29 protein-coding genes and 1 tRNA gene are annotated in these 26511 nt (G+C 68.4%); 7 read left to right on the forward strand and 23 right to left on the reverse strand.

Features of this window, described 5'->3' with window-relative positions; translation table 11 throughout:
* Positions 1 to 3: 3 nt before the first annotated feature.
* Positions 4 to 1311 carry a nicotinate phosphoribosyltransferase gene (gene pncB / locus EOW66_RS08480; RefSeq protein ID WP_128155972.1) on the forward strand — a complete coding sequence of 436 codons (1308 nt, stop codon included), beginning with the start codon at positions 4 to 6 and terminating at the stop codon, positions 1309 to 1311.
* Here pncB and EOW66_RS08485 read toward each other — a convergent pair.
* The 5 genes from EOW66_RS08485 to dapF all read right to left on the reverse strand — a co-directional run bounded on the left by EOW66_RS08485 (position 1308) and on the right by dapF (position 5961).
* On the reverse strand, positions 1308 to 2780 hold the full coding sequence (locus EOW66_RS08485) for an inorganic phosphate transporter (protein WP_128155973.1): 1473 nt from the start codon (positions 2778 to 2780) through the stop codon (positions 1308 to 1310). The two genes, pncB and EOW66_RS08485, sit on opposite strands and share 4 nt — an antisense overlap.
* Positions 2781 to 2881: 101 nt before the next feature.
* Positions 2882 to 3325, reverse strand: a complete 444-nt coding sequence (locus tag EOW66_RS08490; RefSeq protein WP_128155974.1) for an NUDIX hydrolase — start codon at positions 3323 to 3325, stop codon at positions 2882 to 2884.
* A gap of 26 nt (positions 3326 to 3351) precedes the next feature.
* Positions 3352 to 3777 (reverse strand): alternative ribosome rescue aminoacyl-tRNA hydrolase ArfB, encoded by a 426-nt coding sequence (arfB, locus tag EOW66_RS08495; RefSeq protein ID WP_128155975.1) that lies wholly within the window; start codon positions 3775 to 3777, stop codon positions 3352 to 3354.
* Positions 3778 to 3865: 88 nt separating this feature from the next.
* Entirely contained in the window at positions 3866 to 5125 is a 1260-nt protein-coding gene (gene mtaB / locus EOW66_RS08500; RefSeq protein WP_128155976.1) for a tRNA (N(6)-L-threonylcarbamoyladenosine(37)-C(2))-methylthiotransferase MtaB, read from the reverse strand.
* Positions 5122 to 5961 (reverse strand): diaminopimelate epimerase, encoded by an 840-nt coding sequence (gene dapF / locus EOW66_RS08505; protein WP_128155977.1) that lies wholly within the window; start codon positions 5959 to 5961, stop codon positions 5122 to 5124. Before dapF ends, mtaB begins: the two co-directional genes overlap by 4 nt.
* A 106-nt stretch (positions 5962 to 6067) precedes the next feature.
* Here dapF and EOW66_RS08510 point away from each other — a divergent pair.
* Positions 6068 to 6143 (forward strand) — tRNA-Lys (locus tag EOW66_RS08510).
* A 323-nt stretch (positions 6144 to 6466) separates the two neighbouring features.
* Here the strand turns inward: EOW66_RS08510 and EOW66_RS08515 are convergent.
* The 4 genes from EOW66_RS08515 to EOW66_RS08530 form a co-directional block, all read right to left on the reverse strand.
* Entirely contained in the window at positions 6467 to 7702 is a 1236-nt protein-coding gene (locus EOW66_RS08515) for a saccharopine dehydrogenase family protein (RefSeq protein WP_128155978.1), read from the reverse strand.
* A 48-nt stretch (positions 7703 to 7750) separates the two neighbouring features.
* Positions 7751 to 8845, reverse strand: a complete 1095-nt coding sequence (locus EOW66_RS08520; RefSeq protein WP_128155979.1) for a carboxynorspermidine decarboxylase — start codon at positions 8843 to 8845, stop codon at positions 7751 to 7753.
* Between the two features lie 66 nt (positions 8846 to 8911).
* Positions 8912 to 9616: a winged helix-turn-helix domain-containing protein gene (locus EOW66_RS08525; RefSeq protein ID WP_113898491.1), complete on the reverse strand. Its 705-nt coding sequence runs from the start codon at positions 9614 to 9616 to the stop codon at positions 8912 to 8914.
* The gene (locus tag EOW66_RS08530) at positions 9588 to 9878 is read right to left on the reverse strand and encodes a hypothetical protein (protein ID WP_164881079.1); all 291 of its coding nucleotides are present in this window, start codon (positions 9876 to 9878) and stop codon (positions 9588 to 9590) included. Before EOW66_RS08530 ends, EOW66_RS08525 begins: the two co-directional genes overlap by 29 nt.
* A 166-nt stretch (positions 9879 to 10044) precedes the next feature.
* On the opposite strand from EOW66_RS08530, the gene EOW66_RS08535 reads away from it, so the two are divergent.
* The 3 genes from EOW66_RS08535 (at position 10045) to EOW66_RS08545 (ending at position 12504) form a co-directional block, all read left to right on the forward strand.
* Complete coding sequence (locus EOW66_RS08535; protein ID WP_128155980.1) at positions 10045 to 10569, forward strand: hypothetical protein; 525 nt, start codon at positions 10045 to 10047, stop codon at positions 10567 to 10569.
* An 84-nt stretch (positions 10570 to 10653) separates the two neighbouring features.
* Complete coding sequence (locus EOW66_RS08540; RefSeq protein WP_128155981.1) at positions 10654 to 11289, forward strand: ribonuclease HII; 636 nt, start codon at positions 10654 to 10656, stop codon at positions 11287 to 11289.
* A 111-nt stretch (positions 11290 to 11400) separates the two neighbouring features.
* Positions 11401 to 12504: a site-specific DNA-methyltransferase gene (locus tag EOW66_RS08545; protein ID WP_128155982.1), complete on the forward strand. Its 1104-nt coding sequence runs from the start codon at positions 11401 to 11403 to the stop codon at positions 12502 to 12504.
* A gap of 174 nt (positions 12505 to 12678) precedes the next feature.
* On the opposite strand, the gene EOW66_RS08550 is transcribed toward EOW66_RS08545, so the two are convergent.
* Genes EOW66_RS08550 through EOW66_RS08565 form a run of 4 tightly spaced genes read right to left on the reverse strand, consistent with a single transcriptional unit; the run spans position 12679 to position 14988 of the window.
* On the reverse strand, positions 12679 to 13119 hold the full coding sequence (locus tag EOW66_RS08550; protein WP_113898496.1) for a MarR family winged helix-turn-helix transcriptional regulator: 441 nt from the start codon (positions 13117 to 13119) through the stop codon (positions 12679 to 12681).
* The gene (locus tag EOW66_RS08555) at positions 13116 to 13958 is read right to left on the reverse strand and encodes a carbon-nitrogen hydrolase family protein (RefSeq protein WP_128155983.1); all 843 of its coding nucleotides are present in this window, start codon (positions 13956 to 13958) and stop codon (positions 13116 to 13118) included. Before EOW66_RS08555 ends, EOW66_RS08550 begins: the two co-directional genes overlap by 4 nt.
* Positions 13955 to 14215 (reverse strand): glutaredoxin 3, encoded by a 261-nt coding sequence (gene grxC / locus EOW66_RS08560; RefSeq protein ID WP_128155984.1) that lies wholly within the window; start codon positions 14213 to 14215, stop codon positions 13955 to 13957. Before grxC ends, EOW66_RS08555 begins: the two co-directional genes overlap by 4 nt.
* Positions 14216 to 14250: 35 nt before the next feature.
* Positions 14251 to 14988 carry a ComF family protein gene (locus EOW66_RS08565; RefSeq protein WP_128156131.1) on the reverse strand — a complete coding sequence of 246 codons (738 nt, stop codon included), beginning with the start codon at positions 14986 to 14988 and terminating at the stop codon, positions 14251 to 14253.
* 34 nt (positions 14989 to 15022) lie between these two features.
* Between EOW66_RS08565 and EOW66_RS08570 the strand changes: the two genes are divergently transcribed.
* Positions 15023 to 15856, forward strand: coding sequence for a methyltransferase domain-containing protein (locus EOW66_RS08570; RefSeq protein ID WP_128155985.1), 834 nt, complete (start codon positions 15023 to 15025; stop codon positions 15854 to 15856).
* 9 nt (positions 15857 to 15865) lie between these two features.
* Here the strand turns inward: EOW66_RS08570 and EOW66_RS08575 are convergent, their stop codons facing one another.
* Both EOW66_RS08575 and otsB read right to left on the reverse strand, forming a co-directional pair.
* A complete protein-coding gene (locus EOW66_RS08575) occupies positions 15866 to 17212 on the reverse strand; it encodes an alpha,alpha-trehalose-phosphate synthase (UDP-forming) (RefSeq protein ID WP_128155986.1) in 1347 nt (448 codons plus the stop codon).
* 1 nt (position 17213) lies between these two features.
* Complete coding sequence (gene otsB, locus EOW66_RS08580) at positions 17214 to 17939, reverse strand: trehalose-phosphatase (RefSeq protein WP_239017539.1); 726 nt, start codon at positions 17937 to 17939, stop codon at positions 17214 to 17216.
* 113 nt (positions 17940 to 18052) lie between these two features.
* Between otsB and hemH the strand changes: the two genes are divergently transcribed.
* On the forward strand, positions 18053 to 19108 hold the full coding sequence (gene hemH / locus EOW66_RS08585) for a ferrochelatase (RefSeq protein WP_128155987.1): 1056 nt from the start codon (positions 18053 to 18055) through the stop codon (positions 19106 to 19108).
* A 4-nt stretch (positions 19109 to 19112) separates the two neighbouring features.
* Here hemH and EOW66_RS08590 read toward each other — a convergent pair whose 3' ends face one another.
* Genes EOW66_RS08590 through EOW66_RS08625 form a run of 8 tightly spaced genes read right to left on the reverse strand, consistent with a single transcriptional unit; the run spans position 19113 to position 26432 of the window.
* Positions 19113 to 20288, reverse strand: coding sequence for an acetyl-CoA C-acyltransferase (locus EOW66_RS08590; RefSeq protein WP_128155988.1), 1176 nt, complete (start codon positions 20286 to 20288; stop codon positions 19113 to 19115).
* An 11-nt stretch (positions 20289 to 20299) separates the two neighbouring features.
* Positions 20300 to 21592: an ArgE/DapE family deacylase gene (locus EOW66_RS08595; protein WP_128155989.1), complete on the reverse strand. Its 1293-nt coding sequence runs from the start codon at positions 21590 to 21592 to the stop codon at positions 20300 to 20302.
* A gap of 11 nt (positions 21593 to 21603) precedes the next feature.
* Positions 21604 to 22272 carry a 3-oxoacid CoA-transferase subunit B gene (locus tag EOW66_RS08600; protein WP_239017540.1) on the reverse strand — a complete coding sequence of 223 codons (669 nt, stop codon included), beginning with the start codon at positions 22270 to 22272 and terminating at the stop codon, positions 21604 to 21606.
* Complete coding sequence (locus EOW66_RS08605) at positions 22259 to 22954, reverse strand: CoA transferase subunit A (protein WP_128155990.1); 696 nt, start codon at positions 22952 to 22954, stop codon at positions 22259 to 22261. The genes EOW66_RS08600 and EOW66_RS08605 overlap by 14 nt, the downstream gene beginning before the upstream one ends.
* The gene (locus tag EOW66_RS08610; RefSeq protein ID WP_128155991.1) at positions 22951 to 24309 is read right to left on the reverse strand and encodes an aminotransferase family protein; all 1359 of its coding nucleotides are present in this window, start codon (positions 24307 to 24309) and stop codon (positions 22951 to 22953) included. Before EOW66_RS08610 ends, EOW66_RS08605 begins: the two co-directional genes overlap by 4 nt.
* Positions 24306 to 25073 carry an amino acid ABC transporter ATP-binding protein gene (locus EOW66_RS08615; RefSeq protein ID WP_128155992.1) on the reverse strand — a complete coding sequence of 256 codons (768 nt, stop codon included), beginning with the start codon at positions 25071 to 25073 and terminating at the stop codon, positions 24306 to 24308. The genes EOW66_RS08610 and EOW66_RS08615 overlap by 4 nt, the downstream gene beginning before the upstream one ends.
* 15 nt (positions 25074 to 25088) lie before the next feature.
* Complete coding sequence (locus EOW66_RS08620; protein ID WP_128155993.1) at positions 25089 to 25745, reverse strand: amino acid ABC transporter permease; 657 nt, start codon at positions 25743 to 25745, stop codon at positions 25089 to 25091.
* Between the two features lie 39 nt (positions 25746 to 25784).
* On the reverse strand, positions 25785 to 26432 hold the full coding sequence (locus EOW66_RS08625; protein ID WP_128155994.1) for an amino acid ABC transporter permease: 648 nt from the start codon (positions 26430 to 26432) through the stop codon (positions 25785 to 25787).
* Positions 26433 to 26511 lie beyond the last annotated feature (79 nt).

The raw sequence follows: 26511 nt of genomic DNA on the forward strand, positions 1-26511 counted from the left end.
ACCATGGTCGACATCGCCACCCGCGTCTATAACCACAAGTGGAAGATCGACCCGATCGTGCGCTCGCTGATCGACACCGATTTCTACAAGCTGCTGATGTGCCAGTCGATCTTCCGCAACAAGCCGGACACGACCGTCACCTTCAGCCTGATCAACCGGGCGAAGGACGTGCGTCTGGCCGAGCTGATCGACGAGGGCGAGCTGCGCGAGCAGCTGGATTACGCGCGCGGGCTGCGGCTGACGCGGGGCGAAAGCACCTGGCTGCGCGGCAACACCTTCTATGGCAAGCGGCAGATGTTCCGCCCCGACTTCATGGAGTGGTTCGAGAATTTCCAGCTGCCGCCCTATCACCTCGAGAAACGCGACGGGCAGTATGAGCTGACCTTCGAGGGCAAATGGCCCGAGGTGATGATGTGGGAGATCCCGGCGCTGGCGATCCTGATGGAGCTGCGCGGCCGCGCCGTGCTGAACCAGATGCGGCGCTTCGAGCTGCAGGTGCTCTATGCCCGCGCCATGGCCCGCGTCTGGGAGAAGATCGAGGAGCTGCGCACCATCCCCGGGCTGAAGATCGCCGATTTCGGCACCCGGCGCCGGCACGGCTTCCTGTGGCAGGACTGGTGCGTGCAGGCGATGATCGAGGGGCTGGGCGATGCCGCGAAGGGCGGCGCCTTCACCGGCACCTCGAACTGCCTGATCGCGATGCGCCGCGACCTCGAGGCGGTGGGGACGAATGCGCACGAGCTGCCGATGGTCTATGCCGCGCTGGCGCGCAACGACGAGGAGCTGAGCCAGGCGCCCTACAAGGTGCTGGCCGACTGGCACGAGGAGCACGACGGCAACCTGCGCATCATCCTGCCCGACACCTTCGGCACCAAGGGCTTTTTGGAACATGCGCCGGACTGGCTGGCGGGCTGGACCGGCATCCGCATCGACTCGGGCGATCCGGTCGAAAGCGCCGAGACCGCGATCGCCTGGTGGAAATCGCGCGGCGAGGACCCGCGGCAGAAGCTGGTGATCTTCTCGGACGGGCTCGACGTGGCCGAGATGAAGCGGCTGCACGGCCTCTTTTCGGGGCGGGTCAAGGTCAGCTTCGGCTGGGGCACGCTGCTGACGAACGACTTCCGCGGCCTGGTGCCGCATGACGCGCTCGCCCCCTTCAGCCTGGTGTGCAAGGCGGTCTCGGCCGACGGTCATCCGACGGTGAAGCTGTCGGACAACCCGAGCAAGGCCACCGGCCCGGCCGAGGAAATCGCCCGCTACAAGCGCGTCTTCGGCGTCGGCGCGCAGCAGGCAACGCAGGTCATCGTCTAGCGCGCGAGCCAGATCATCAGCATGTAGAGCAGTGCCGAAAGCCCGGCCGAGGCCGGCACCGTGACGATCCAGGCCGCGGCGACGGTGAGCATGTGCGAGCGCCGCACCAGCCGGCGGCGCGAGCGTTCCTCGGGCGGCACCGGCTTGCCCTTTTGCAGGCCGAGCATCCGCGCCCGCCGCTCGGCGTGCCATTCGCGGTAGAAGCCGACGCCGAAGATTGCGCCCACGGCGATATGGGTCGAGCTGACCGGCAGGCCGAGCCAGCTTGCCACGATCACCGTCACCGCCGCCGAGAGCGCCACGCAATAGGCGCGCATCGGGTTCAGCTTGGTGATTTCCGAGCCGACAAGGCGGATCAGCTTCGGCCCGAACAGCATCAGCCCGACCGAGATGCCAAGCGCGCCGACGACCATCACCCAGACCGGGATGCCGACGCTCGAGGCGATGTCGCCGACCTCGACCGAATGCACGATGGCGGCAAGCGGGCCGACCGCATTGGCCACGTCATTCGCGCCATGCGCAAAGGAGAGCAGCGCCGCCGAGGCCACAAGCGGCAGCGAGAACAGCTTGCGCAGCGAGCGCTTGCGGTTCTCGAGCCCCTCCGACTGGTGCCGGATCAGCGGCACCGCGGCGGCCCAGCACAGGACCCCGGTCGCCAGCCCGATCAGCGTCGCGAGGCCGAGCGAGACGTGAAACAGCTTGTTCAGCCCCTTGATCGCAAGATAGGCGGCAAAGGCGCCGGCCATGATCCCGATCAGCACCGGCACCCACAGCCGTGCCGCCGCGATCTTGTCCTCGACATACATGATCCGCGCTTTGATGAAGGCGAGGAAGGCCGCCGCGACCACCCCGCCCAGCACCGGCGAAATCACCCAGCTCAGCGCGATCGAGCCGAGCGCGCCCCAGTTCACCGCGCCGAACCCCGCCGCCACGATCCCCGCCCCGACCACGCCGCCGACGATCGAATGGGTGGTCGAGACCGGCGCGCCCAGCCAGGTGGCAAGATGCAGCCACAGCGCCGCGGCCAGCAGCGCCGCCATCATCGCCCAGATGAAATGGGCGGAATCGCTGACTGCGCCCGGGGCAAGGATGCCGGTCGAGACGGTCTTGACCACATCGCCGCCCGCGATCAGCGCCCCCGCGGTCTCGAACACCGCGGCGATGATCAGCGCGCCGCCCAGCGTCAGCGCATTCGCACCGACCGCCGGGCCCATGTTGTTGGCGACGTCGTTCGCGCCGATGTTCAGCGCCATGTAGGCCCCGATCACCGCCGCCGCGACCACGATCAGATGCCCGGGCTGCGCGCCGATGACGAGGCCGGCAGCGACCCCCGCCAGCACGATGAAGGCAAGGGCGATGCCCGGCGCCACCAGCGGCCTGGCGACGAATTGCGTTGCTTCCTCCAGCCGGCCGATCCGCTTCAGGTCCTTGTCGAGCGTCTTCCACTGGTTCACCGGCGGCGTGGCCACGTCTTCCCCCTGCCTCTGCGCATCGTCACGAAACGGCAATCAAACCGTCACAGTCGAGGCGCGAGTAGCCGGTTTGGCCGTGTAAGACAACGCTCGAATGGTCACAGGGCGCGCAGAATCGCCTGCAGTTCCGGCTCGGACACGCGCGCGGCGGCCTCGGCCGGGGCCAGCCATTCGCGCCGGCGCCGGCCCATCTCGGGGAAGCGTTCGGCCATCGCCTCGGTCTCGATCACGAAGACCCGCACCTCGCAGCGCTGCGCCAGCCCGCCCGAGCGGACCTTGTCATAGCTGAAGCTGCCAAGCGCCTCGTGCCGGACCCGGCCGCGGATACCGGCCTCTTCCCAGGCTTCCTGCAGCGCCGCGCCAGCAAGGCTGCGCCCGCGCATCGGCCAGCCCTTCGGGATGATCCAGCGCCCGGTGTCGAGCGAGGAAATCAGCAGCACCTCGGGCGCGCCGTTGCGGTGGCGCAGGCACAGCGCCCCCACCTGCAGCGGGCTCGGCCGCCGCCCCATCAGCCCCGAGACAATCTCGCGAAACCGGATCATTGTGTCTCACTCATACTCATACAGGTTCACTCGTCCTCGTCTCCCACCCGGCCACGCAGCGCCTTGACCGTGCCGCGCACCGTTTTCGCCTTCAGCCGCCGGCGCTGACTGCCGAGCGTGGGTTTCGTCGCCACCCGCCGCTTCGGCGCGACAAGGGCGGTGCGGATCATCTCGGCCAGACGCTCGCGCGCGATCTCGCGGTTGCGCAGCTGGCTGCGGGTCTCCTCGGCGCGGATCACGATCGCCCCGTCGAGCGTCCATTTCCGCCCGGCGAGCCGCTTCAGCCGCGCCTTCACCGCCGCGGTCAGGTTGGGCGAACGCTCTGCCTCGAAACGCAGCTCGACCGCCGTCGACACCTTGTTGACGTTCTGCCCGCCCGGCCCCTGGGCGCGGTTGAAGCTCTCGCTCAGCTCCCAGTCGGCAATCGCCACGCTGTCATTGATCCACAACATGCGGGAAACCTAACCTCCTCGGGTGAAAACGAAAGGGGCCCCGCTTCATCTTGCTGCAAATACCTCGGGGGGCGGGGCAGAGCCCCGCTCAGGCGCGCAATTTTTCGCCGTCATGTCCGGCGATGCGCAGCCGCACGATCGTGCCCTCGGGCATCTCGTGCCCGAACCGGACCTCGGTGAAATACTCGGTCCGCCCGGCCAGACCGCCCTCGACCAGAACCGCGCGTTCCTGCCCGACCTCGGCCTCGAGGTGACGCAAGAGCGCCTCGTGCCCCTTCGCGCGCAGCCGCGCGGCCCGCTCCTTGATCGCCGGGCCCGGCACCCGTGGCATCCGCGCCGCGGGGGTGCCCTGGCGCGCCGAATAGGGGAAGACATGCAGGAAGGTCAGCCCGCAGTCGTCGACGAGCTTCAGCGAATTCTCGAACATCGCCTCGGTCTCGGTCGGGAAGCCCGCGATGATGTCGGCGCCGAAGACGATGCCGGGGCGCAGCTTGCGCGCCTCTTCGCAAAACCGGATCGCGTCGTCGCGCAGGTGGCGCCGCTTCATCCGCTTCAGGATCATGTCGTCGCCGGCCTGCAGGCTGAGATGCAGATGCGGCATCAGCCGCGGCTCGGTGGCGATCGCCTGCATCAGCATCTCGTCCGCCTCGATGCTGTCGATCGAGGAGATCCGCAGCCGTGGCAGGTCGGGCACCAGCTTCAGGATCCGCATCACCAGATCGCCAAGCCGCGGCGTGCCGGGCAGGTCGGCGCCCCAGGAGGTCAGATCGACCCCGGTCAGCACCACCTCGTTGAAGCCGCGGTCGACGAGGCGGCGGATCTGTTCGACCACCACACCCGCCGGCACCGAGCGGGAATTGCCGCGGCCGAAGGGGATGATGCAGAAGGTGCAGCGGTGGTCGCAGCCGTTTTGCACCTGCACATAGGCACGGTGCCGGCCGAAACCGTCGATCAGATGGCCCGCGGTCTCCTTCACCGACATGATGTCGTCGACGCTGACCTTCTCGGTCTTGCCGATGAAATCGGGGCCCTGCGGGACCAGCCCGGCCCAGGTGTCGGGCTGCATCTTCTCGTGATTGCCGATCACCTTCGTCACCTCGGCCATCGCCGCGAAGGTCTCGGGCTCGGTCTGCGCCGCACAGCCGGTGACGATCACCGGCGCGCCGGGATTCTCGCGGGCCAGACGGCGGATTTCCTGCTTCGCCTTGCGCACTGCCTCGGCGGTGACGGCGCAGGTGTTCACGACCACCGCGCCCTCGACGCCCGCCGCCGCGGCAAGCTCCTTCATCGCCTCGGTCTCGTAGGCGTTCAGCCGGCAGCCGAGCGTGGCGAAGACCGGCGGTTTCATGCCCCGACCGCCGCCAGGAAAGCGGGCGTCAGCCGGCCTTCGAAGACCAGCGCCGTCGGGCCGGTCATCCACACCCCGTCCTCGCGCCAGTCGATTTCCAGCCGGCCGCCGTCGACATCGACGATCACCTGCCGCCCGGTCAGCCCCTTCAGATGCGCCGCAACCGCCGTCGCGCAGGTGCCCGAGCCGCAGGCAAGGGTGATCCCCGCGCCGCGCTCCCACACCCGCATCCGCAGATGATCGGGCCCGAGACGCGAGGCAAACTCGACATTCGTGCGCTCGGGGAACAGCGGGTCATGCTCGATCACGGGGCCCAGCCCCGCGACATCGACCGCCTCGGCGTCCTCGACGAAATAGATGCAATGCGGGTTGCCCATGCCCACGGCGACCGGATCGCCCGCAAGCGGCAGGGCCATCGGGTCGCCCACGACCGGGATCGCGGCGGCGTCCAGAATGGGCGCGCCCATGTTCACCGAGACCAGCCCGTCGGCGCGGCGGCGGGCGAAAAGCGTGCCGCGTGCCGTGGTCAGGCTGACCGCATCGCGGCCGAGTGCGCGCATCATCCAGTCGCTGACGCAGCGCGTGGCATTGCCGCAGGCGCCGGCGATCGAGCCATCCGAGTTCCAGAACTCGAGGGTGAAGTCGGTCTCCGTCGCGGGCCGGATCACCGCAAGCTGGTCAAAGCCCACGCCGCGATGCCGGTCGCCAAGCGCACGGGCGAGCGCCGGCGTCACCGGGTCGTCGCCCGTGCGGGCGTCGATCACCACGAAATCATTGCCAAGGCCGTGCATCTTCAGGAAGGGCAGGCCGGCGGAGGGAGTGCGCATGTCGGTCATGGCCGCGCATATAGACCTGCCCGGGTGAATTTTCCAGTGCCGCGATTTTTTTCGGGGGCAGCGTCTTGACCCGTGGGGGGGCTGCCTGTAGAGACCGCCCACACGTGGGCCGTTAGCTCAGTTGGTAGAGCAACTGACTTTTAATCAGTGGGTCGCAGGTTCGAATCCTGCACGGCTCACCACTGACAACCTGTCGGATGACACCCGAGTTTTCCATTTGTGACAGGGGTTTGTCCATGCGCGACGGATGATCCGTCGCCGCGGTGCCCAGCAGCCGAAATACCCTCACAGCGCCGCACAGCGGCCCGATCGTGCGTTGCGGTGCGCGATACGCCGCCAAGGTGGTTCGACTTCCGCACGAGACGCCGCGGCCAGACGTTCGGGCACGCCATCTGCAGCAAATTCGAGGCCGGGGGGCTGTGGCGGGGCAGGGCTGTCGCAAGGCAGAAAAATCCCGGGCGAGAAGGTCTCTGCCCGGGACAAGCTGCAATGTATCGCGGGCAGATCAGATCGCGACGTCGGTGCCGTCGGGGCCGATCACCCGGCTCGGCAGGCCGATCCTGCCCAGCCGTTCGAGGAAGGGCCGCGCCGGCAGTTCCTCGACGTTCGCCATGCGGTGCACGTCCCAGGTGCCCTCGGCCACCATCAGCGCCGCCGCCACCGCGGGCACGCCCGCGGTGTAGGAGATGCCCTGCGAGCCGACCTCCTCATAGGCTTCCTTGTGATCGGCGACGTTGTAGACGAAGACCTCGGTCTCCTTGCCGTCCTTGAGCCCCTTCACATAGTCGCCGATGCAGGTCTTGCCGGTATAGTTCGGCGCAAGGCTGGCCGGATCGGGCAGCACCGCCTTCACCACCTTCAGCGGCACCACCTCGAGCCCCTCGGCGGTCTTTACCGGCTGTTCGGACAGCAGGCCGAGGTTCTTCAGCACGGTGAAGACGTTGATGTAGTGATCGCCGAAGCCCATCCAGAACCGCACGTCGGCATCGGGGTAATTGGCCGAGAGCGAATGCACCTCGTCATGGCCCGACAGATAGGCCTTCTGCTTGCCGACGACCGGCAGATCCCATTCCTTGCCGACCTCGAACATGGCGTTTTCCTGCCACTTGCCCCCCTGCCAGGAATAGACCGTGCCGGTGAACTCGCGGAAGTTGATCTCGGGGTCGAAGTTCGTCGCGAAATAGCGGCCATGGCTGCCGGCGTTGATGTCGACGATGTCGATCGAGGTGACGGTGTCGAGATATTCGTCGGCGGCAAAGCGCGCATAGGCGTTCACCACGCCGGGGTCGAAACCCGCGCCGAGGATCACCGTGACGCCCTTTTCGGCGCAGAGCTCGCGCTTCTTCCACTCGTAGTTGCCATACCACGGCGGGGTCTCGCAGATCTTCGCCGGGTCCTCGTGGATCGCGGTGTCGATATAGGCGGCGCCGGTTTCGATGCAGGCGTCCATCACCGTCATGTTGACGAAGGACGAGCCGACATTGATGACAATCTCCGCGCCGGTCTTGCGGATCAGCGCGGCGACCGCGGCGCTGTCCATCGCGTCGACGGCGTGTCCCTCGAACGTGCCCGGCACTTTCATCGCCTTCTTCTCGCGGACCGAGGCAATGATCGCGTCGCATTTCGCCTTGGTACGCGAGGCGATGTGCAGGTCACCCAGGATGTCGTTCGACTGCGCGCATTTGTGGGCGACCACTTGCGCCACGCCGCCGGCACCGATGATGAGCACGTTCTTTTTCACTTCAGCTGGCTCCTTTCACGAGCAAGGGGAAGGGGGGTGTTCAGCCCCTCAGGACAGGGAAGAGGTGTAATCCTCGTAGGTGAATTCGCGGATCAGCTCGACGGTGCCATCGGCGCGACGGATCGCGATCGAGGGCATGGCGACGCCGTTGAACCAGTTCTTCTTGACCATCGTGTAGCCCGCCGCGTCGCGCACCGAGATCCGGTCGCCGACCTGCAGCGGCGCGGCAAAGCGCGCCTCGCCGAAGATGTCGCCCGCAAGGCAGCTCTTGCCCGCGATCTGATAGGGGAAATCCCCCTCCTGCGGCAGCTTGGCGCTTTCGCGGTAGATCAGCAGGTCGAGCATATGCGCCTCGATCGAGCTGTCGACGATGGCGATCTGCTTGTCGTTCTCGAGCAGGTCGAGGACCGAAACCTCGAGCGTGGTCGATTGCGTGATCGAGGCCTCGCCGGGTTCGAGATAGACCTGCACGCCGAAGCGGTCGGAAAATGCCCTCAGCCGCGCGGCCAGTTCCTCGATCGGATAGTTCTCGCCGGTGAAATGGATGCCGCCGCCGAGGCTGACCCAGTCGAGCCGCTCGAGCAGCGGCGCGAAGTCGCGCTCGATCCGGCCGAGCTGTGCGTCGAACAGCGCGAAATCGCGGTTCTCGCAATTGTAGTGGATCATCACGCCCGAGATCAGCTCGGCCACATCGAGGAGCTTCGCGATGTCCCACTCGCCAAGCCGCGAGAACGGGCGCGCCGGGTCGGCAAGGTCGAAGCCGGAGGTCGAGAACCGCGGGTTCAGCCGCACGCCGCGCCGGATGCCGGCCGATTGCGCCGCAAAGCGCCTGAGCTGGCCGGTGGTGTTGAAGATGATCTTGTCGGCGTAACCGCAGGCCTCGTCGATCTCGCGGTCGGACCAGGCCACGGAATAGGCATGGGTTTCCTTGCCGAACTTCTCGCGGCCGAGGCGCAGCTCGTAAAGCGAGGACGAGGTGGTGCCGTCCATGTAGGGCCGCATGATGTCGAAGGCGGACCAGGTCGCGAAGCATTTCAGCGCCAGCAGCGCCTTTGCCCCCGACGCTTCGCGCAGGGCGGCGATCTTGCGCATGTTCTCGAGGAGACGCGCTTCGTCGATCAGGTAGAAGGGTGTCGGAATCATGGGCCCCCCCAAGCGGCAAAGTGAAGCCGCGATATAGGCCCCCGCCCCTGCCTTCGCAAGGAAAACTCAGTCGACCCGCAGCGCGTCCTTCGCTACCGCCAGAGTGTAACCCTTGCGTGAAATGTTCCGGACAAGCAGTTCGGAGACAAGGGCATTGCCGAGCCCGTCGCGCAGCCGCTTGATCCGCGTGGCGCCCGCCGCCTCGTCGCACTCCGCCTCGGGCTTGCCCGAGATCACCGCTTCGATCTGTGCGCCGGTGAGGATGTCGTCGTCCATCCGCGCCTCGGCCAGCACCGCTAGGGTCTCGATCGCGGCGGGGGTCAGCGAGAAGGCCATGTCGTTCAGCATCACCGCGTTCTCGGTGCGGCGGATGCGCAGGCTCTGCACCTCGATCCCGGTGCGGCGGATCTCGCCCATCCGCCGGTTCAGCCCGACGATGGTCAAAAGCAGCACCAGCGCCGCCACCATCAGCGCCGTGGCGAAAACGAGCAGGATGAAGATGATGATCCGATACGAGGTCAGCATCTCGGAAAAGGCGGTGCCGGACTGGCCAAGCACCTCGAGCAGGCGCAGCTGCGTCGGGTCGGTCAGGGCGTCGTTCTGCACGAAGATCTGTTCGACGCGGGCATTGAAGGCATCGGCATCGGGCAGCGACAGGAACAGCAGCGCCGCGGCAAGGCCGAGGATCGCGGTGATGCCCGCCACCCCCCAGGTCACCGCGCGGGCGCCCGTCTTCAGCCCCTCAGTAACGGAGGAAGTATGGTCCGGCACTGGCTTTCCTCTGGTCGAGTCCTTCGGGCCCGAAAATGGACATGATGTTGAGCAGCGTCCAGCCGTCTCGCGCCAGCCGCGGCGCCAATGCGCGGGCGGCCGCCTGTTTCGTGCAGGCATTGTCGGGCAGCTGTGCCACGCCGTAGTGGAGGCGCAGCGGATTGTCCCGCTTGGCCTTGTAATCGGCAAAGCACTGCGCCTGCGCCGGCGCGGCGACCAGCACGGCAAGGGCAATGGCAAGGGCGGAGAGCGCATGTGTCATCATGCCTGCCACGCTGCGATGGGATGTGAAGTTATGCAATGACAAAAGGGGCTTGAGGCCATTGTTATCGGATAACCGGGGGCTGATATTGCGCGGCACGACCTCCCCGGCCAAGGGTGGTGGCATCGCAACTGCGGGCCCTCCCGCATCAGCCAGGACAGATCCCATGACCGGAGTTTTCCGCACCCGCCTGATCGCCGCCGTCACCGCCGCCGCGGTGGGGCTTGGCGCTCTCGCCACCACCGCCACCCCGGCCGCCGCGCTCAGCGACGACGGCAAGCAGGCGCTCGGCTGGGTCGTCGGCATCGGCGCCGCGGCCCTGCTGCTGAACGAGATCGACAAGAACAAGAACAAGAATCACAACACCGAGCGGCGTTACGACAACCGCTACGACAATCGGTACGACAACCGTTACGACAACCGCTACGAGAACCGTTACGATGATCGCCGCGACCGCGACGATGATCGCCGCGGGGCGCGACTCACGGTGCCGGGCAGCTGCCTGATGCAGGTGCGCACCCGCGACGGCCGGCGCGATGTGGTGCGCGGCGATTGCGCGCAGCATTCGCTCGGCCGGGTCTCGCTGCCGCGCAGCTGCGCCTTCGACCTCGTCACCGACCGCGGCCGCAAGGAGCGCGTCTATGGCCGCAACTGCCTCGAGGACCGGGGCTTCCGCATCGGCCGCTACTGAGCCGGACAAGACCGGCAGGAGAGGGCGGGGTCTCCCCGCCCTTTTCCGTTGCACGGCGGGGCCGGAGCGGGCAGGACGTGCGCCATGACACAGGCACCCGATTATTCCTTCGAGCTGGCGGCGCAGGCGCGCGGCCTGATCCGCATCGCCGGCACCGACGAGGTCGGGCGCGGCCCGCTGTGCGGCCCGGTCACTGCCGCCGCGGTGATTCTCGATCCGGCGCGGATCCCCGAGGGGCTGAACGATTCGAAGAAGCTGACGGCGAAGCGCCGCGCCGCGCTGGTGGAGGAGATCACCGCCACCGCCGACTGGTGTGTGGCCCATGCGAGCGTCGAGGAGATCGACAGCCTCAACATCCTGCGCGCCAGCCATCTGGCGATGTGCCGCGCCGTCGCCGGGCTGCGGACACGGCCCGATCATGTTCTTGTGGACGGGAACCGCTTGCCACAAGATCTAGGGGGCTCGGCCGAGGCGATCGTGAAGGGGGACGGGCGCTCCGTCTCGATCGCGGCGGCCTCGATCCTGGCCAAGGAAGCGCGCGATGCGCTCATGGTGGGCTTGGCGCAACAATACCCCGGCTACGGCTGGGAGCGGAACGCGGGCTACCCGACCAGGGACCATCTGCAGGCGCTCCTAGATCTTGGCGTGACCCCCGTTCATAGGCGTTCGTTCAGGCCAGTACACAACATCTTGTGCCAAGCGAAATCTGTAAGTGCTTGATTCAAAAAAGAATTTGACGGGGAATCGCCTTTGACTCATGTTTGACCTCACGAGATCGGCACAAGCCGACACCCATACGGGCAAGCCCGCAAAGGGCAGAATGAGGCAGACATGACGAAAACCACCGTGCGGGCGCAGCAACCGTTGCTGCCGCTCAACCAGATTCTTGCAGGCGACTGCATCGAGATGATGAACAGCTTGCCCGAGGCAAGCGTCGACCTCATCTTCGCCGATCCGCCCTATAACCTGCAGCTGCGTGGCGAGCTGCACCGCCCCGACAATTCCAAGGTCGACGCCGTCGACGACGCCTGGGACCAGTTCGGCTCGTTCGACCATTACGACCAGTTCACCCGCGACTGGCTCGCCGCCGCGCGCCGGATCCTGAAGCCGAACGGGGCGATCTGGGTGATCGGCTCCTATCACAACGTGTTCCGTCTCGGCGCCGAGCTGCAGAATCAGGGCTACTGGATCCTGAACGACGTGGTCTGGCGCAAGTCGAACCCGATGCCGAACTTCCGCGGCAAGCGGCTGACCAACGCGCATGAGACGCTGATCTGGGCCTCGAAGGGCGAGGGCGCGAAATACACCTTCAACTACGAGGCGCTGAAGGCGCTGAACGAAGGCGTGCAGATGCGCTCGGACTGGGTGCTGCCGATCTGCACCGGCAACGAGCGGCTGAAGGACGATGCCGGCGACAAGGCGCATCCGACGCAAAAGCCCGAGGCGCTTTTGCACCGCATCATCCTCGGCACGACGAATCCGGGCGATGTGGTGCTCGACCCGTTCTTCGGCACCGGCACCACGGGCGCCGTGGCGAAGATGCTCGGCCGCGATTACATCGGCATCGAGCGCGAGGAGGCCTATCGCAAGGTGGCGCTGAAGCGGCTCGAGAAGGTGCGCAAGTTCGACAAGGAAGCGCTCGAGACCACCACCTCGAAACGCGCCGAGCCGCGCGTGCCCTTCGGCCAGCTGGTCGAACGCGGCATGCTGCGCCCGGGCGAGGAACTCTATTCCATCGGCAACCGCTTCAAGGCCAAGGTCCGCGCCGATGGCACGCTCGTCGGCAATGACGTGAAGGGCTCGATCCATCAGGTCGGCGCCCATCTCGAGGGCGCGCCCTCGTGCAACGGCTGGACCTACTGGCACTTCAAGCGCGAGGGGAAACTCGTGCCGATCGACCTGCTGCGCCAGCAGATCCGTGCCGAGCTGAACTGATCCCGATCACGGGTTACCGCCAGTGCCCGTGGTCCGCCCGCGGGCACGACCTTGCCCCGCCGTTCGCTCGGCGGGGTCTTTTGGCCAAGGGCCGCCGCGGTCTTTCATCTTGCCCGAAATACCTCGCGGGGGTCCGGGGGCGCGGGGCCCCCGGCGGTCCCGGCCAGACCCCGCTCAGCCGTCCTCGAGATGGGCGCGCAGCTCGCGCAGCACCGGCAGCACGGCGCGCACCTTCTCCGGCCCGATCGAGCGCACCACATCCGCGATCACCGGCATGAAGGCGGCAAGGGCCGCATCGCGCGCCTGCCGCCCGGCGGGCGAGATCGAGACGAACTTGCGCCGCGCGTCGTCCCAGTCGGGGCGGATATGCACATGCCCCGCCCATTCCAGCTTCGACAGCGTGTTGGTCATCGCACCGCGGGTGACGTGAAAGGTCGCGGCCAGCTGCGCGGGGGTGCGCTCCTCGCCGATATGGGCGAGGTGGTTCAGCACCGAGAAATGCGAGATCTCCATGCCGCGCGGCAGCGCCCGGCTCACCGTGTTGCGGGCAAGCTGGTCGACCATGAAGACCTCGGCGAACAGCGAGGCGGCCAGCGGATCCGAGCCGTCGTTCATGGGCCCTCGAAGGCGCGGTCGTGGGCGAGCGAGGGCACGCGGCTGCGGGCTTCGGCGACACGCGCCATGTCGATCTCGACCAGCGTCACCCCGGGCGCCTCGCCGCCATCGGCCAGCACCTCGCCCCAGGGGGCGACGGCCAGGCTGTGGCCCCAGGTGCGGCGCAGCCGCTGGCCGGGTTTGGCGTCATGCACGGCATGGGCGCCGCATTGTGCGGGGGCAAGGACGAAGCAGGTGGTCTCGATCGCGCGGGCGCGGAGCAGGCTTTCCCAATGCGCCGCCCCCGTGGTGTCGTTGAACGCCGCCGGCAGCGTCAGGATCTGCGCGCCGCCCTTCGCGGTGCGGCGGAACAGCTGCGGGAAGCGCAGGTCGTAGCAGATCGCCATGCCGATCTTCGCAAACCCCGCATCGGCCACCACCGCGCGGGTGCCGGGGCGATAGCCCTCCGATTCGCGGTATTTCTCGGTTTCCGAGACATCGACGTCGAACATGTGGATCTTGTCATAGCGCGCGATGATCGCGCCCGAGGGGCCGATCAGGAACGAGCGGTTGGCAAAGCGGCCGTCGGCGTCCTGCGTCTTCAGCCCGAGCGAGCCGATCAGCAGGGTGATGCCAAGCGCCGCGGCCTCGGCGCGCAGCGCGGCGAGCGTCGGGTCGTCTTCCTCGTGGCACAGCACCTCGCGCTGCCAGCCGCGGTCCGAGGACAGCAGGTTGGTGCATTCGGGGGTGAGCACGAAGCCGGCGCCGGCAGCCGCCGCCTCGCGGATGAAGTTCAGCGTGACCGGCAGGTTGGCGGCCGGGTCGTCGCTGACCGAGAGCTGGACAAGAGCGGCCTTCATGCGTCGGCCAGCATCGCGTCGAGCTTGCCCGCCGCATCGAGGGCATGCAGATCGTCGCAGCCGCCGACATGCGCACCGCCGATGAAGATCTGCGGCACGGTGCGCCGGCCGTTCGCGCGTGCGGTCATCGCGCTGCGCAGCGACGGGTCGGCGCCGACATCGGTTTCCTCGAAGCTCACGCCCTTCTTCATCAGCAGCGCCTTGGCGGCGATGCAATAGGGGCAGGTGCGGGTGGTGTAGATCTCGACGCGTTTCATGGGCAATCCCTCCGGTCCGGGCAGATTAGAGGGATTTAGGCGTCTTTCGCAACGCGCGCCAGTGCCGCGACCGAAACCCGCGCCGCGCCGGCCTCCAGCACCGCCTGCGCCGCGGCGGCCAGGGTGGCGCCGGTGGTCATCACGTCATCGACGATCAGCACCGGCCGGCCGGCGATCGCGGCGGCGTGCCGCGCCCGCACGGCAAGCGCGCCGTCGAGGTTGGCGAAGCGCTCCGCGGCGCTGCGGCCGTCCTGACTGGGCGTGGCGCGCCGACGCACCAGAAGGTCGGGCAGATGCGTGCCCCCCGTCGCCCGCGCCACCTCGCGCGACAGCAGCGCCGCCTGATTATAGCGCCGCCGGATCAGCCGCAGCCGGTGCAGCGGCACCGGCGCGATGATCGTGTCCTCGCTCAGCAGCGGCGCCGCGGCCCGGGCGAGCCAGGCGCCGAGCGGGCGGGCAAGGTCGAGCCGGTCGCCATGCTTCAGCGCCAGCACCAGCCGCCGCCCGGTGCCGGCATAGCGCAGTGCCGCGCGCCCCTGCGCCCAGGGCCGCGGCGTGGCGAGGCAGTCGTCGCACTGGACCGGCCCCGTGGCCTCGCCCGGCAGCGGCGCGCCGCAGGTGTCGCAGGCGAGGCCGGTGATGAAGCCGGTCTCGGCCCAGCAGGCGCCGCACAGGCCGAAGTCGGTGGCCACCGCCGCGCCGCAGGCGATGCAGCGCGGTGGCAGCACGACCTGCAGCAGCCGCCGTGCCGCATTGCGGATCGCCGCTGGCATCCGCGCGCGGATCGCCGTACTCTCCGGTCCCATCATGACCACGCCGCTCCCCCTGACCGATCGAGACGCGCTGACGCGCCACCGCCGCCGTGCCGCCGCAGACCCCGCGCTGTTCCTGCACGAGGATGCCGCCGCCGAGCTTCAGGAGAGGCTGCTCGAGGTTAACAGAACGTTTACAGACCCCGCCCTGGTGACGAATTTCCCCGCTCCCTGGCGCGCGGTGCTGCCCGGGGCGAAGGTCGTCGCCGATGACGAGGTGCTGAGCCTCGAACCCGGCGCGCATGATCTTGTCGTGCATGCGCTGTGCCTGCACTGGTCGAACGACATCGTCGGGCAGATGGTGCAGGCGGCGCGTGCACTGCGGCCCGACGGGCTGTTCATCGCGGTGATGTTCGGCGGCCAGACCCTGAGCGAGCTGCGTGCGGCGCTTGGCGAGGCCGAGATCGCCGTCACTGGCGGGCTCAGCCCGCGGGTGCTGCCGATGGGCGAGATCCGCGACCTCGGCGCGCTGATCCAGCGCGCGGGGCTCGCACTGCCGGTCGCCGACAGCGTGATCCGCAAGGTCACCTATCCCGACCCGCTGCGGCTTCTGACCGACCTGCGCGCCATGGGCGAGACCAACGCGCTGAGCGCGCGGCCGCGCCATTTCACCCGTCGCGCGGTGATCGCCGAGGCGCTGCGCCACTATGCCGAGACCTTCGCCGAGCCCGATGGCCGGGTGCGGGCGACCTTCGACATGGTCTGGCTGACCGGCTGGAAGCCGCATGAAAGCCAGCAAAAGCCGCTGCGCCCGGGCTCGGCCGCGCATCGGCTGGCCGAGGTGCTGGGCACTTTCGAGCTGCCGACGGGCGACAAGGCGGGGCGCTGAGCGCCCGGCTCAGCCAAGCGCGGTCAGGAAGCCCTTCGACCACCAGTGCACATCCTTCTTCAGAAGGAGCTGCATCATCCCCTCGTGCCGGCGCTGGCGCTCGGCCAGCGGCATGGCGAGCGCGGTCATCATCGCCGTCGCCATCTGCTCGGGGTCGTGCGGGTTCACGGTGAGCGCGTCGACCAGCTGCTCGGAGGCGCCGGCGAACTGGCTCAGGATCAGCACGCCCGGGTCCTCCGGGTCCTGCGCCGCGACGAATTCCTTCGCAACGAGGTTCATCCCGTCCATCAGCGGCGTCACCAGCGCGATGTCGGCGGCGCGGTAGAGCCCGGCCAGCACCTCGCGCGGGATCGGGCGGTTGATGAAGCGGATCGGCGTCCAGGTGATGTCGGCGAAGGTGCCGTTGATCTGGCCCGAGAGGTGCTCGGTCTCCTGGCGGATGTCGTCATAGGCCGGCACCCCCTCGCGCGTCGGCGGCGAGATCTGGATCAGCGAGACGAGGCGGTGCCAGTCCTCATGCCGTTCGAGGAATTCGCCGAAGGCGCGGAAGCGCTGCGGCACGCCCTTGGTGTAGTCGAGCCGGTCGACGCCGATCATCAGCCGCCGGTTCGGCTTGACCAGCCCCTCGGGCAGTTTCGTCACCTGCTCCTCGGCGAGGGTGCGGAACTCGGCCGCGTCGATGGCGATCGGGAAGGCGGCGATGCGCAGCTGCCGCGGCTCGAGGTGGATGAACCCGCCGGCAAGCTCGGTCGCGCCGCCGATCTGCACCATCGCATCCATGCAGTTGCGCACGTCGCGTTCGGATTGCAGGCCGACAAGCTCGTAATGCGCAAGCCATGCGCACAGCTCGGGCCCGTTCGGCAGCGCCTGCAGGGCAAGCGGCGTCGGGAAGGGGGTGTGCAGGAAGAACCCCATCCGGTTTTGCGCGCCCAGCACCCGCAGGTCATGGGCCAGCGGCAGCAGGTGGAAATCATGCACCCAGATCCGATCGTCGGGCTTGAGCACCTGAAGCAGCATCTTCGCAAGGCGCCGGTTCACCGCCTTGTAGCCCGCAAGATAGTCGCCGCGGATGTCGAGCAGGTCGGTGCGGCCGTGAAACAGCGGCCAGAGCACCGAATTCGCATAGCCGTGGTAATAGCTTGCCTGTTCCTCGGGACTGAGGTCGAAGGCCAGGCGGCGGAACGGGCCGCCCTCGATCTCGGTGAAGCGGTTCTCGGGGGTCTCGACCAGCGTGTCGGAGGTGCCGATCCAGACCCCGCCGCGCTCGGTCAGGGTGTCGGCGAGGGCAACCACCAGCCCGCCCGAGGGGGTGGGGCCAAGCGGCAGGCGATTCGACAGGCAGATCAGACGTCCCATCTCAGCCCTCCATGCCAAGCCAGCGCAGCACCGCGCCGGGATCTGGCAGGCGATAGCGCGCCGTGCTGTCGCCGGGGCCGACCTTGACGCCGAAACCGCCCTGCGCGCCGGCCCAGGCGAGCGCCGGCTCGTCGGTGGCATCGTCGCCCAGAAAGACCGGCGCGCGGCCGGCAAAGGCGGGCAGCGCCGCGAGTGCGGCGAGCGCCCGGTCCTTCGAGGCGCCTTCGGGTTTCAGCTCGAAGGCCATCTTCGCGGGTTGCACGGCAAATCCCGGGCTTGCCGCGGCGAGGGCGTCGGCGAAGGCTGCCACCGCGGCCCCGGCCGCTGGCCGGTCGCGGAAATGCACCGCGCCGCCGAGTGTCTTCGGCTCGTAGAGCAGGCCTTCGCGGGCGGCAAAGGCCGAAAGCGCCGCCTGCACCGCGCCGATGCCGGCGGGGGCATGGGCAAGGGGGGGCGTCATCCCCCGCGCCTCGGCGCCGTGGCTGCCGACGAGCAGGCCCTCGAAGCCGTCGAGGAAGCGGGCGAGTTCCGGCAGCGAGCGGCCCGAGACGATGGCAAGCGCGCCGTCGAACGCGTCGGAGAGCCGGCGCAGATGCGCGGCAAGGCCCGGCGGCACCACCACTGCGTCGGGGCGCGGCGCGATGCCGACAAGGGTGCCGTCGAAGTCGAGAAAAAGCGAGGCGTGCGCGGGCGCGAGCGCGGGTGGGGCGCTTTGCGAAATCATCATGCTGAAAGTCATGCCTTCAAGGTAGGGTGTTCTGTGCTGATTGCAACGGTCGCATTGACCCGGGGGCAAAACGCGATAAGTCGGGGGTGGCTCCCGAAGCGACAGGACATGAGATGAAGATCGACCCGAACCCGCGCCTTGCCCACGCCCCCGCAGACCACCCGCCGGTGCCGCAAGCGAAGATCGGGGTGCTCTTTGCCAATCTCGGCACGCCGGACGCGACCGACTACTGGTCGATGCGGCGCTATCTGAGTGAATTCCTCTCGGACAAGCGGGTGATCGACATCCCGTCGTGGAAATGGCAGCCGCTGTTGCAGCTGATCATCCTGACGAAGCGGCCGTTCACCTCGGGGGCGAATTACCGCTCGATCTGGAACACCGAGGCGAACGAAAGCCCGCTGATGACGATCACCAAAAACCAGGTGGCGAAGCTGCGCGAGGCGATCGAGGCGCGCTTCGGCACCGGCGTGATGGTCGATTTCTGCATGCGCTACGGCAATCCCTCGACCGCCTCGGTGGTCGATCGGATGGTGCAGGCGGGCTGCGAGAAGATCCTGTTCTTCCCGCTTTATCCGCATTACGCGGGCGCCACGAGCGCCACCGCGAACGATGCCTTCTTCCGCGCGCTGATGACGCAAAAGCGCGCGCCCGCCGCCCGCACCGTGCCCGAGTATTTCGACCGGCCGAGCTATATCGACGCGCTCGCGCAATCGGTCGAGCGGGTCTATGCCACGCTGCCCGCCCGCCCCGACGTGCTGGTGGCCTCCTATCACGGCATGCCGAAGCGCTATCTGATGGAGGGCGACCCCTACCATTGCCAGTGCCAGAAGACCTCGCGCCTGCTGATGGAACGGCTTGGCTGGCAGAAGGGCGATATCGACACCACCTTCCAGTCGGTCTTCGGCCGCGAGGAATGGCTCAAGCCCTATACCGTCGAGCATGTGGCCGAGCTTGCGAAGGCCGGCAAGAAGAACATCGCGGTGATCTCGCCGGCCTTCTCGGCCGATTGCATCGAGACGCTCGAGGAGATCAACGGCGAGATCCGCGAGGCCTTCGTGCATGCGGGCGGCGAGAGCTTTACCTACATCCCCTGCCTCAACGACGACGAACCGCATGTGCGCGCGCTGATGGAAGTGGTCGAGGAAAACCTCGCCGGCTGGACCCGCTGATCCCTCAGAAGATCTCGAACAGACCCGCCGCGCCCTGGCCGCCGCCGATGCACATCGACACGACGCCAAGGCGCGCGCCGCGGCGGTGGCCCTCGAGCAGCAGGTGCCCCGCCATGCGGGCGCCCGACATGCCGTAGGGATGGCCGATCGCGATCGCGCCGCCGTTCACGTTCAGCCGCTCGTCGGGAATGCCGAGCCGGTCGCGGCAGGGCAGCAACTGTGCCGCGAAGGCCTCGTTGATCTCCCACAGGTCGATGTCCTCGACGCGCAGCCCGGCGCGGTCGAGAAGCCGCGGGATCGCGCGCAGCGGGCCGAGGCCCATCTCCTCGGGCGCGCAGCCGGCCACGGCAAAGCCGCGCAGTGCGCCAAGCGGGGTCAGCCCGCGCCGCGCCGCCTCGGCCGCCGACATCAGCACGCAGGCCGAGGCGCCGTCCGACAGCTGGCTCGCATTGCCGGCGGTGACGCAGCCCTCGGCGCCCAGCACCGGGGCCAGCGCCGCCAGCCCCTCGGCCGTGGTGCCGGGGCGGTTGCATTCGTCCTGTTCGAGCCGCGCCGGCTCGCTCCGGGTCTCGCCGCTCGCCTTGTCGGTGACGCGGCGCAGGGCCTCGACCGGCACGATCTCGGCCGCGAACCGGCCTGCGGCCTGGGCCGCCGCGGTGCGCGCCTGGCTTTGCAGCGCATAGGCATCCTGTGCCGACCGGCTGACGCCGCAGCGCTGTGCCACCACCTCGGCGGTCTCGATCATCGTCATGTAATAGCTGTCGGGCACCCCCGGGCAGCGGTAGCGGCTGCCGTTCCACGTTGCGTTCTGCACCAGCGAGATGCTGTCGAGCCCGCCGGCCAGCGCCACCTCGACGCCCTCGACGGCGATCATGTGGGCGGCCGCAGCGATCGCGTTCAGCCCCGAGGCGCATTGCCGGTCGACGGTCGCCGCGGCCACCGTGTCGGGCAGGCCCGCGGCCAGCACCGCATGGCGCGCGACGTTCACCCCGGTGCTGCCCTGGGTCAGGGCCGAGCCGAAGACCGCCTCCTCGATCTCGCCGCCCTCGAGGCCGGCGCGGGCCACCGCGGCGCGGATCGCATGGGCGGCCAGTGCCGGCCCCTCGAGGTCGTTGAAGGCGCCGCGATAGGCCTTGCCGATCGGCGTGCGGGCGGTGGAGACGATGACGGCTTCGCGCATTCTTTGGGTCCTCAGACGGGTTCGACGCCGCACCAGTCGGCGATGAAAAGGGCGGTGGAGCGGGTGACGCGGCGGATGCTTTCCAGCTCGACGCGCTCGTCGAAGCCGTGGATCGCCTCGGCGCGCGGGCCATAGACGATGGCCGGCGTGTCGGCATAAAGGCCGAAGAAGCGCGCGTCGGTGGTGGCGGTGATGGCGCGGCGCGGCAGTGCCTCGCCGGTGGCGCCCAGATGGGCGCGGTCGATCGTCTCGATCGCGGCGCGGGCCGTGGCCGAGCCGTCGTCCGAGAGCGCATAGCCCTCGGCCATGAAGCCGTGATAGACGAGCTCGGGCAGGGCGTCGCGCAGGAAGGGATTGGCGCGGGCGGCGTCGCGGATCACTTCCTCAATCTCGGCGCGGGCGGTGGCCAGATCCTGCCCCGGATAGACCGCGATGCGCAGGTCGAAGACGCACCAGGCGGGCACCGAGCTCGGCCAGTCGCCGCCGGTGATGCGGCCGATGTTCAGGTTCACCGGGTGATGGGCATGGGCGAAATCGTGATGGCGGCAGGCCGGGGCGTTCCAGCGCGCCTCGAGCCCGTGCAGCGCCTCGATCAGCGGGAAGGCGGCCTCGATCGCATTCGCGCCGCTGCCGGCATAGGCGACATGGGTCGGCAGGCCGCGCAGATGCACCTGACACCAGATCACCCCGAGCTGCGCGGTGACGAGGCTTTCCTCGAAGGGCTCGGGGATCAGCGCCGCATCGGCGCGATAGCCGCGCACCAGACAGGCAAGGGCGCCATTGCCGGTGCATTCCTCCTCGACCACCGATTGCACGAAGACATCGGCCGCCGGCTGCAGCCCGAGCGCGCGCAGCGCATCGAGCGCGAAGAGGTTCGAGGCCAGCCCCGCCTTCATGTCGCCCGCGCCGCGGCCGTAAAGCCAGCCGTCCTCGATGCGCGGTGCGAAGGGCGGGGTGCTCCACATCTCCCCGGGGCCTGCTGGCACCACGTCGACATGGCCGTTCAGGATCAGCGAGCGGCCCTTGCGGCTGCGGCTGCGGTGGCTGCCGACGACGTTCCAGGCGTCCTCGTAAGGGGTGAGGACGGGCGAGAAGCCGGGCTGGTCGCGGATCTCGTCAAGCGCGATCTGCCAATGGTCGACGGCAAGGCCGCGCGCGGCCATCTCATCTGCCATGAAGGCCTGCGCGCTCTGCTCGTTGCCGCGCGTCGAGGGATGCGCGGTCAGCTCGCACAGGAAGTCGATCTCGCGCTCGAAGAGCGCATCGACCGCCGAGAGGATGCGGGTGGAAAGGTCGGGGTCCATGATCTTTTGCCTCAGAATGTCGGAATGTCGCCCACGGGCAGGGCGATCGGGGCGCCGGTCGCCTCCTGCACCTCGCGCGCGGTGACGCCGCGGGCGAGTTCGCGCAGGGCGAAGCCCGCGGGGGTGATGTCGACCACCGCAAGATCGGTGAAGATCCGCGCGACATGGGCGGTGGCGGTGAGCGGCAGCGAGCAGCGGGCAAGCAGCTTCGGATTGCCCTTGCGGTCGGTGTGGGTGGTCAGCACCACCACCCGCCGCGCCTTCTGCGCCAGCTCGATCGCGCCGCCCGCGCCCGGCGAGAACCGCCCGGGGATCTTCCAGTTCGCCAGATCGCCGGTCTCGGCCACCTCGAAGGCGCCGAGCATGGTCAGGTCGAGCCGGCCCGAGCGCACCAGCGCAAAGCTCACCGCGCTGTCGAAATAGGCCGAGCCCGGGATCGGCGAGACATAGGCGCCGCCGGCGTCGATCAGGTTGCGGTCGGCCTCGGCCGCGGGCAGCGTCGGGCCGATGCCGGCCATGCCGTTCTCGGTGTGCAGGCAGACCGGGAAGCCCGCGGGCAGATGGTCGACCACCTGCGTCGGCAGGCCGATGCCGAGGTTCACCACCATGCCCGGGGTGATCTCGCGGGCGGCGCGGGCGACCATGCGCCGGCGCGGATCGGGGGTCTTATCGTCTGACAACGCCGTATTCCTCGCTGATCTCGGTAAGCGGACAGATCCGGTCGACGAAGACGCCGGGGGTCTCGACCGCGTCGGGGGCCAGCCCGCCGAGCGGCAGGAGCGTCTCGGTCTCGGCGATGACGAGGCGCGCGGCCATCGCCATCAGCGGGTTGAAGTTCCGCGCCGTGGCGACATAGGCGAGGTTGCCGAAACGGTCGGCGCGGTCGGCGTGGATCAGTGCCGCATCGGCACGCAGCGCGGTCTCGACGAGCAGCGGGCGGCCCCCGACCTCGACGCGCTGCTTGCCGGCGGCCAGTTCGGTGTCGAGCCCGATGTCGGTCAGGATCGCGGGCAGGCCCGCCCCGCCGGCGCGGATGCGCTCGGCCAGAATGCCCTGTGCGCAGAACTCGACCTCGAGCCGGCCCTCGTTCATCGCGGCGATGGCATGGGCGTTCAGCCCGATATGGGTGGCGATCAGCTTGCGCACCCGGCCCGCGGCGATCAGGTGGTCAAGGCCCATGCCGGTCTCGTTGGCGTCGTTCTTGATCAGGGTGAGCCCGGTCTGTCCCTGCCGCAGCAGCTCGCGCAGCAGGGTGAAGGGGGTGCCGGGCACGCCGAAGCCGCCCACCATGATCGTGGCGCCATCCGGGATGGCGGCGATGGCCGCCTCGATCGAGGCGGTCTTGTCGGGAAGGCTGGTCACGCCGCGGCCTCCGCCTGCACCGGCAGGTCATGCGCCGCGGCAAAGGCATCGAGCGCGTCGATCAGAATCGCCATCAGCTCGTCGATCTGCGCCTCGGTGATGATCAGCGGCGGGCAGACGAGGAAATGGTCGCCCTCGACCCCGCCGCGGGTGCGGCGCGAATAGATGATGAGACCGCGGTCATAGGCGAGTTCCACCAGCTCGCTGTAGGCGTTCCATTCCTTCGGCAGCGGCGCCATCGTGGCGCGGTCCGAGACCATCTCGAAGGCCAGCAGCAGCCCCTTGCCGCGGACATGGCCGATGAAGGGATAGCGTTCCATCAGCGCCTCGAGCCGGGCCTTCAGCACCTCGCCCATCTGCGCGCCATGCTCGATGATCCCGTGCTCTTCCATCTCGTCGAGCACCGCAAGCCCTGCGGCGCAGGCGAGCGGGTTGCCGGCATAGGTGAAGCCGTGCAGGAAACCGCCGGCATCAAGCAGCGCCTCGACCATGTCGGCGCGCGCCGCCACCGCACCGAGCGGCGCATAGCCCGCACCGAGCCCCTTCGACATCGCCACGATGTCGGGGGTGATGCCCCAGTGCTCGCAGGCGAGGAAGGTGCCGGTGCGCCCGGCGCCGGTCATCACCTCGTCATAGATCAGGATCACGCCGTATTCGTCACAGATCTCGCGGATCCGGGTGTAATAGCTGTCGGGGGCAACGAGCGCGCCGGTCGAGGCGCCGCCCACCGGCTCCATGATGAAGGCAAGCACGGTCTCGGGGCCCTCGGCCTCGATCCGCTCGCGCAGCATCTCGGCATAGCGGATGCCACGCGCCTCTTCGGTCAGGTTGTCGAGGTCGAGATAGGTCTGCGGCGCCTTCACATGCGGCATCTCGCGGAACATCGGCGCGAAGGGGCCGGCGAACAGCTTGCCGCCGGTCAGCGCCAGCGCGCCAAGGGTGCCGCCGTGATAGGCGGGGCTGCGCGAGATCACCTTCCAGCGGCTGTGCTGGCCCTGGGTGACGGCATATTGCCGGGCGAGCTTTTCGGCCGTCTCCACCGCCTCCGAGCCGCCCGAGACGAAGAAGATCCGGTCGAGCCCCGCGGGCATGCGCGCGGCCAGACGCGCCGCCAGATCTTCGGAGGGGCGGGTGCGGAAATGCAGCCGGTAGCCGAAGGTGGCGCGGTCCATCTGCGCCTTCATCTTCGCCAGCACCGTCGGGTTCGAATGCCCGATGTTCGACACCATCGCCCCCGACGAGCCGTCGATGTAGCGCTTGCCGCTTTCGTCATAAAGATAGATCCCCTCGCCGCGGTCGAGGAAGGGGCGCGGCTGGCGCGACTGGTAAAACAGATGGGACTGATTCTCGGTCATTTTGCACCTTCGAGATATTTGCGCAGGAAGTTCCGGGTCCGCTCCTGGGCGGGGGTCTTGAACACCACCGAGGGCGGGCCTTCCTCGACGACGACACCGCCGTCCATGAAGATCACGCGGTCGCAGACCGAGGCGGCGAAATCCATCTCGTGGGTCACGATGATCATCGTCATGTGCTCTTCGGCGAGGCGCTTCATCACCTGGTTCACCTCCTCGACCAGCTCGGGATCGAGCGCCGAGGTCGCCTCGTCGAACAGCATCAGCTTCGGTTTCATCGCCAGCGCCCGGGCGATCGCGACGCGCTGCTTCTGCCCGCCCGAGAGCTGCGAGGGGTAATAGTCGATGCGTTCGAGCATGCCGACATGGGCAAGCTGCTCCTCGGCCAGCCGGTTCGCCTCGGCCTCGCCAAACCGCTTGAGCAGCTTCGGCGCCATCGTCACGTTCTGCCGCACGGTCAGGTGCGGGAACAGGTTGAAGTGCTGGAACACCATGCCGATGTGCTGGCGCATCTCGTTGATATGCGCCTCGTACTGGTGGTGCGGCAGGGTCTTGTTCACCTGCACGCCTTCGAGCAGCACCTCGCCCGCGCTGAGCGGATCGAGATCGTTGATCGCACGCAGCAGCGTCGACTTGCCCGAGCCGGAGGGGCCGATGATCGCGACGATCTCGCCACGGTTCACCGTCAGGTTGACGTCACGCAGCACCTCGAGCGAGCCATAGGATTTCTGCGCGTGGCGGATTTCGACGAAAGGGGTCTGGGTCATGTCGCTTCCGATCTCTCAGCGGGAGAGCCGGATGCGCCGTTCGATCCGGCGCAGGACGGCTTCCATCCCGAGGTTGATGACGTAGTAGAGAACCGCGGCCGCGGCGTAGAACTCGAAGGCGCGGTAGGTGCGGCCGATCGCGAGCTGCGCGGCAAGGGTCAGCTCGGCCACCCCGATCACCGAGACGAGGGCCGAATCCTTGAGCAGCGCGATCATGTTGTTGCCGATCGGCGGCACCACCGAGCGCACCGCCTGCGGCACCACGATCCGCACCAGCGCCTGCGGCCGCGACAGGCCGAGCGTGCGCGCCGCCTCCATCTGGCCGCGGTCGACGGCGAGGATTGCGGTCTGGATCAGCTCGGAATTGTAGACCGCGTAATGCAGGCCCAGTCCGATCACCCCGGCGACGAAGGCGGGCAGGTCGATGCCGATCTGCACGAGGCCGAAATAGATCAGGAACAGCTGCAGCAGCAGCGGCGTGCCCATGAAGAGCCAGGCGACGAAGCGCGCCGGCAGGCGGATCGCCCAGGGCCCGTACAGCGCGATCACCGCAAGCGCGATGCCGCCCAGGAAGCTGAGCACGGCCGAGACGACGGTCAGCAGCACCGTCCACAACGCCCCGAGCAGCAGCGCCCCGGCGAAGGACGGCACGACGGAGAAATCAAGCCCCATGGCGTGCACCTTTCGGCTGGAGAAGAGGGTGGGAGCGGCTCATGGCAGGCGCACCCGGCGGTCGAGGAAGGTGATGACCTTGCCGGTCGCGGTGATGATCGCGAGGTACAGGACGCCGGCGAGCAGGAACATCTCGAACGGCTTGTAGGTCGAGCCGATGTAGCGCTGCGCGGTATAGGTCAGCTCGATCACCGAGATCGCCGAGACGAGGGCGGTGGCCTTGATCTGGGCGTTGATGTTGACGCCGAGCGGGCGGATCATCAGCCGCATCGCCTGCGGCAGCACCACCTTGCGGAAGGCCTGCGGCCGCGACAGGCCGAGGGTGCGGGCGGCCTCGATCTGGCCATGATCGACGGCGATGATCGCACCGCGCATCGTCTCGGTCATGTAGGCGCCGATGTTGATGCCAAGGCCGATCACCCCGGCCGAGAAGGCATCAAGCTGAAGGCCGATCTGCGGCCCGCCGAAATAGAGCAGGAACAGCTGGATCAGCGCCGGCGTGCCGCGGATGACGCTGACATAGGCGGCGCCGAGAAAGCGCAGCGCGGCGTGGCGCGACAGCCGCGCCGCAGCGCCGAGCGCGCCGCAGGCAAGCCCGATCAGCACGGTCAGCACCGAAAGCTCGACGGTGACGACGGCCGCCTGCAGGAAGAAGGGATAGACCCTCAGGATGAGATCTGTGTCCATGACGGGCGGACCTGTCGCTTGGGGGATCGGACGCGGCGCACCGCCCGGGCGCGAAGGGCCGGGCGATGCGGGCGGGGGC

It is taken from the genome of Paenirhodobacter huangdaonensis (assembly GCF_004022465.1).
Taxonomy (GTDB): domain Bacteria; phylum Pseudomonadota; class Alphaproteobacteria; order Rhodobacterales; family Rhodobacteraceae; genus Rhodobacter; species Rhodobacter huangdaonensis.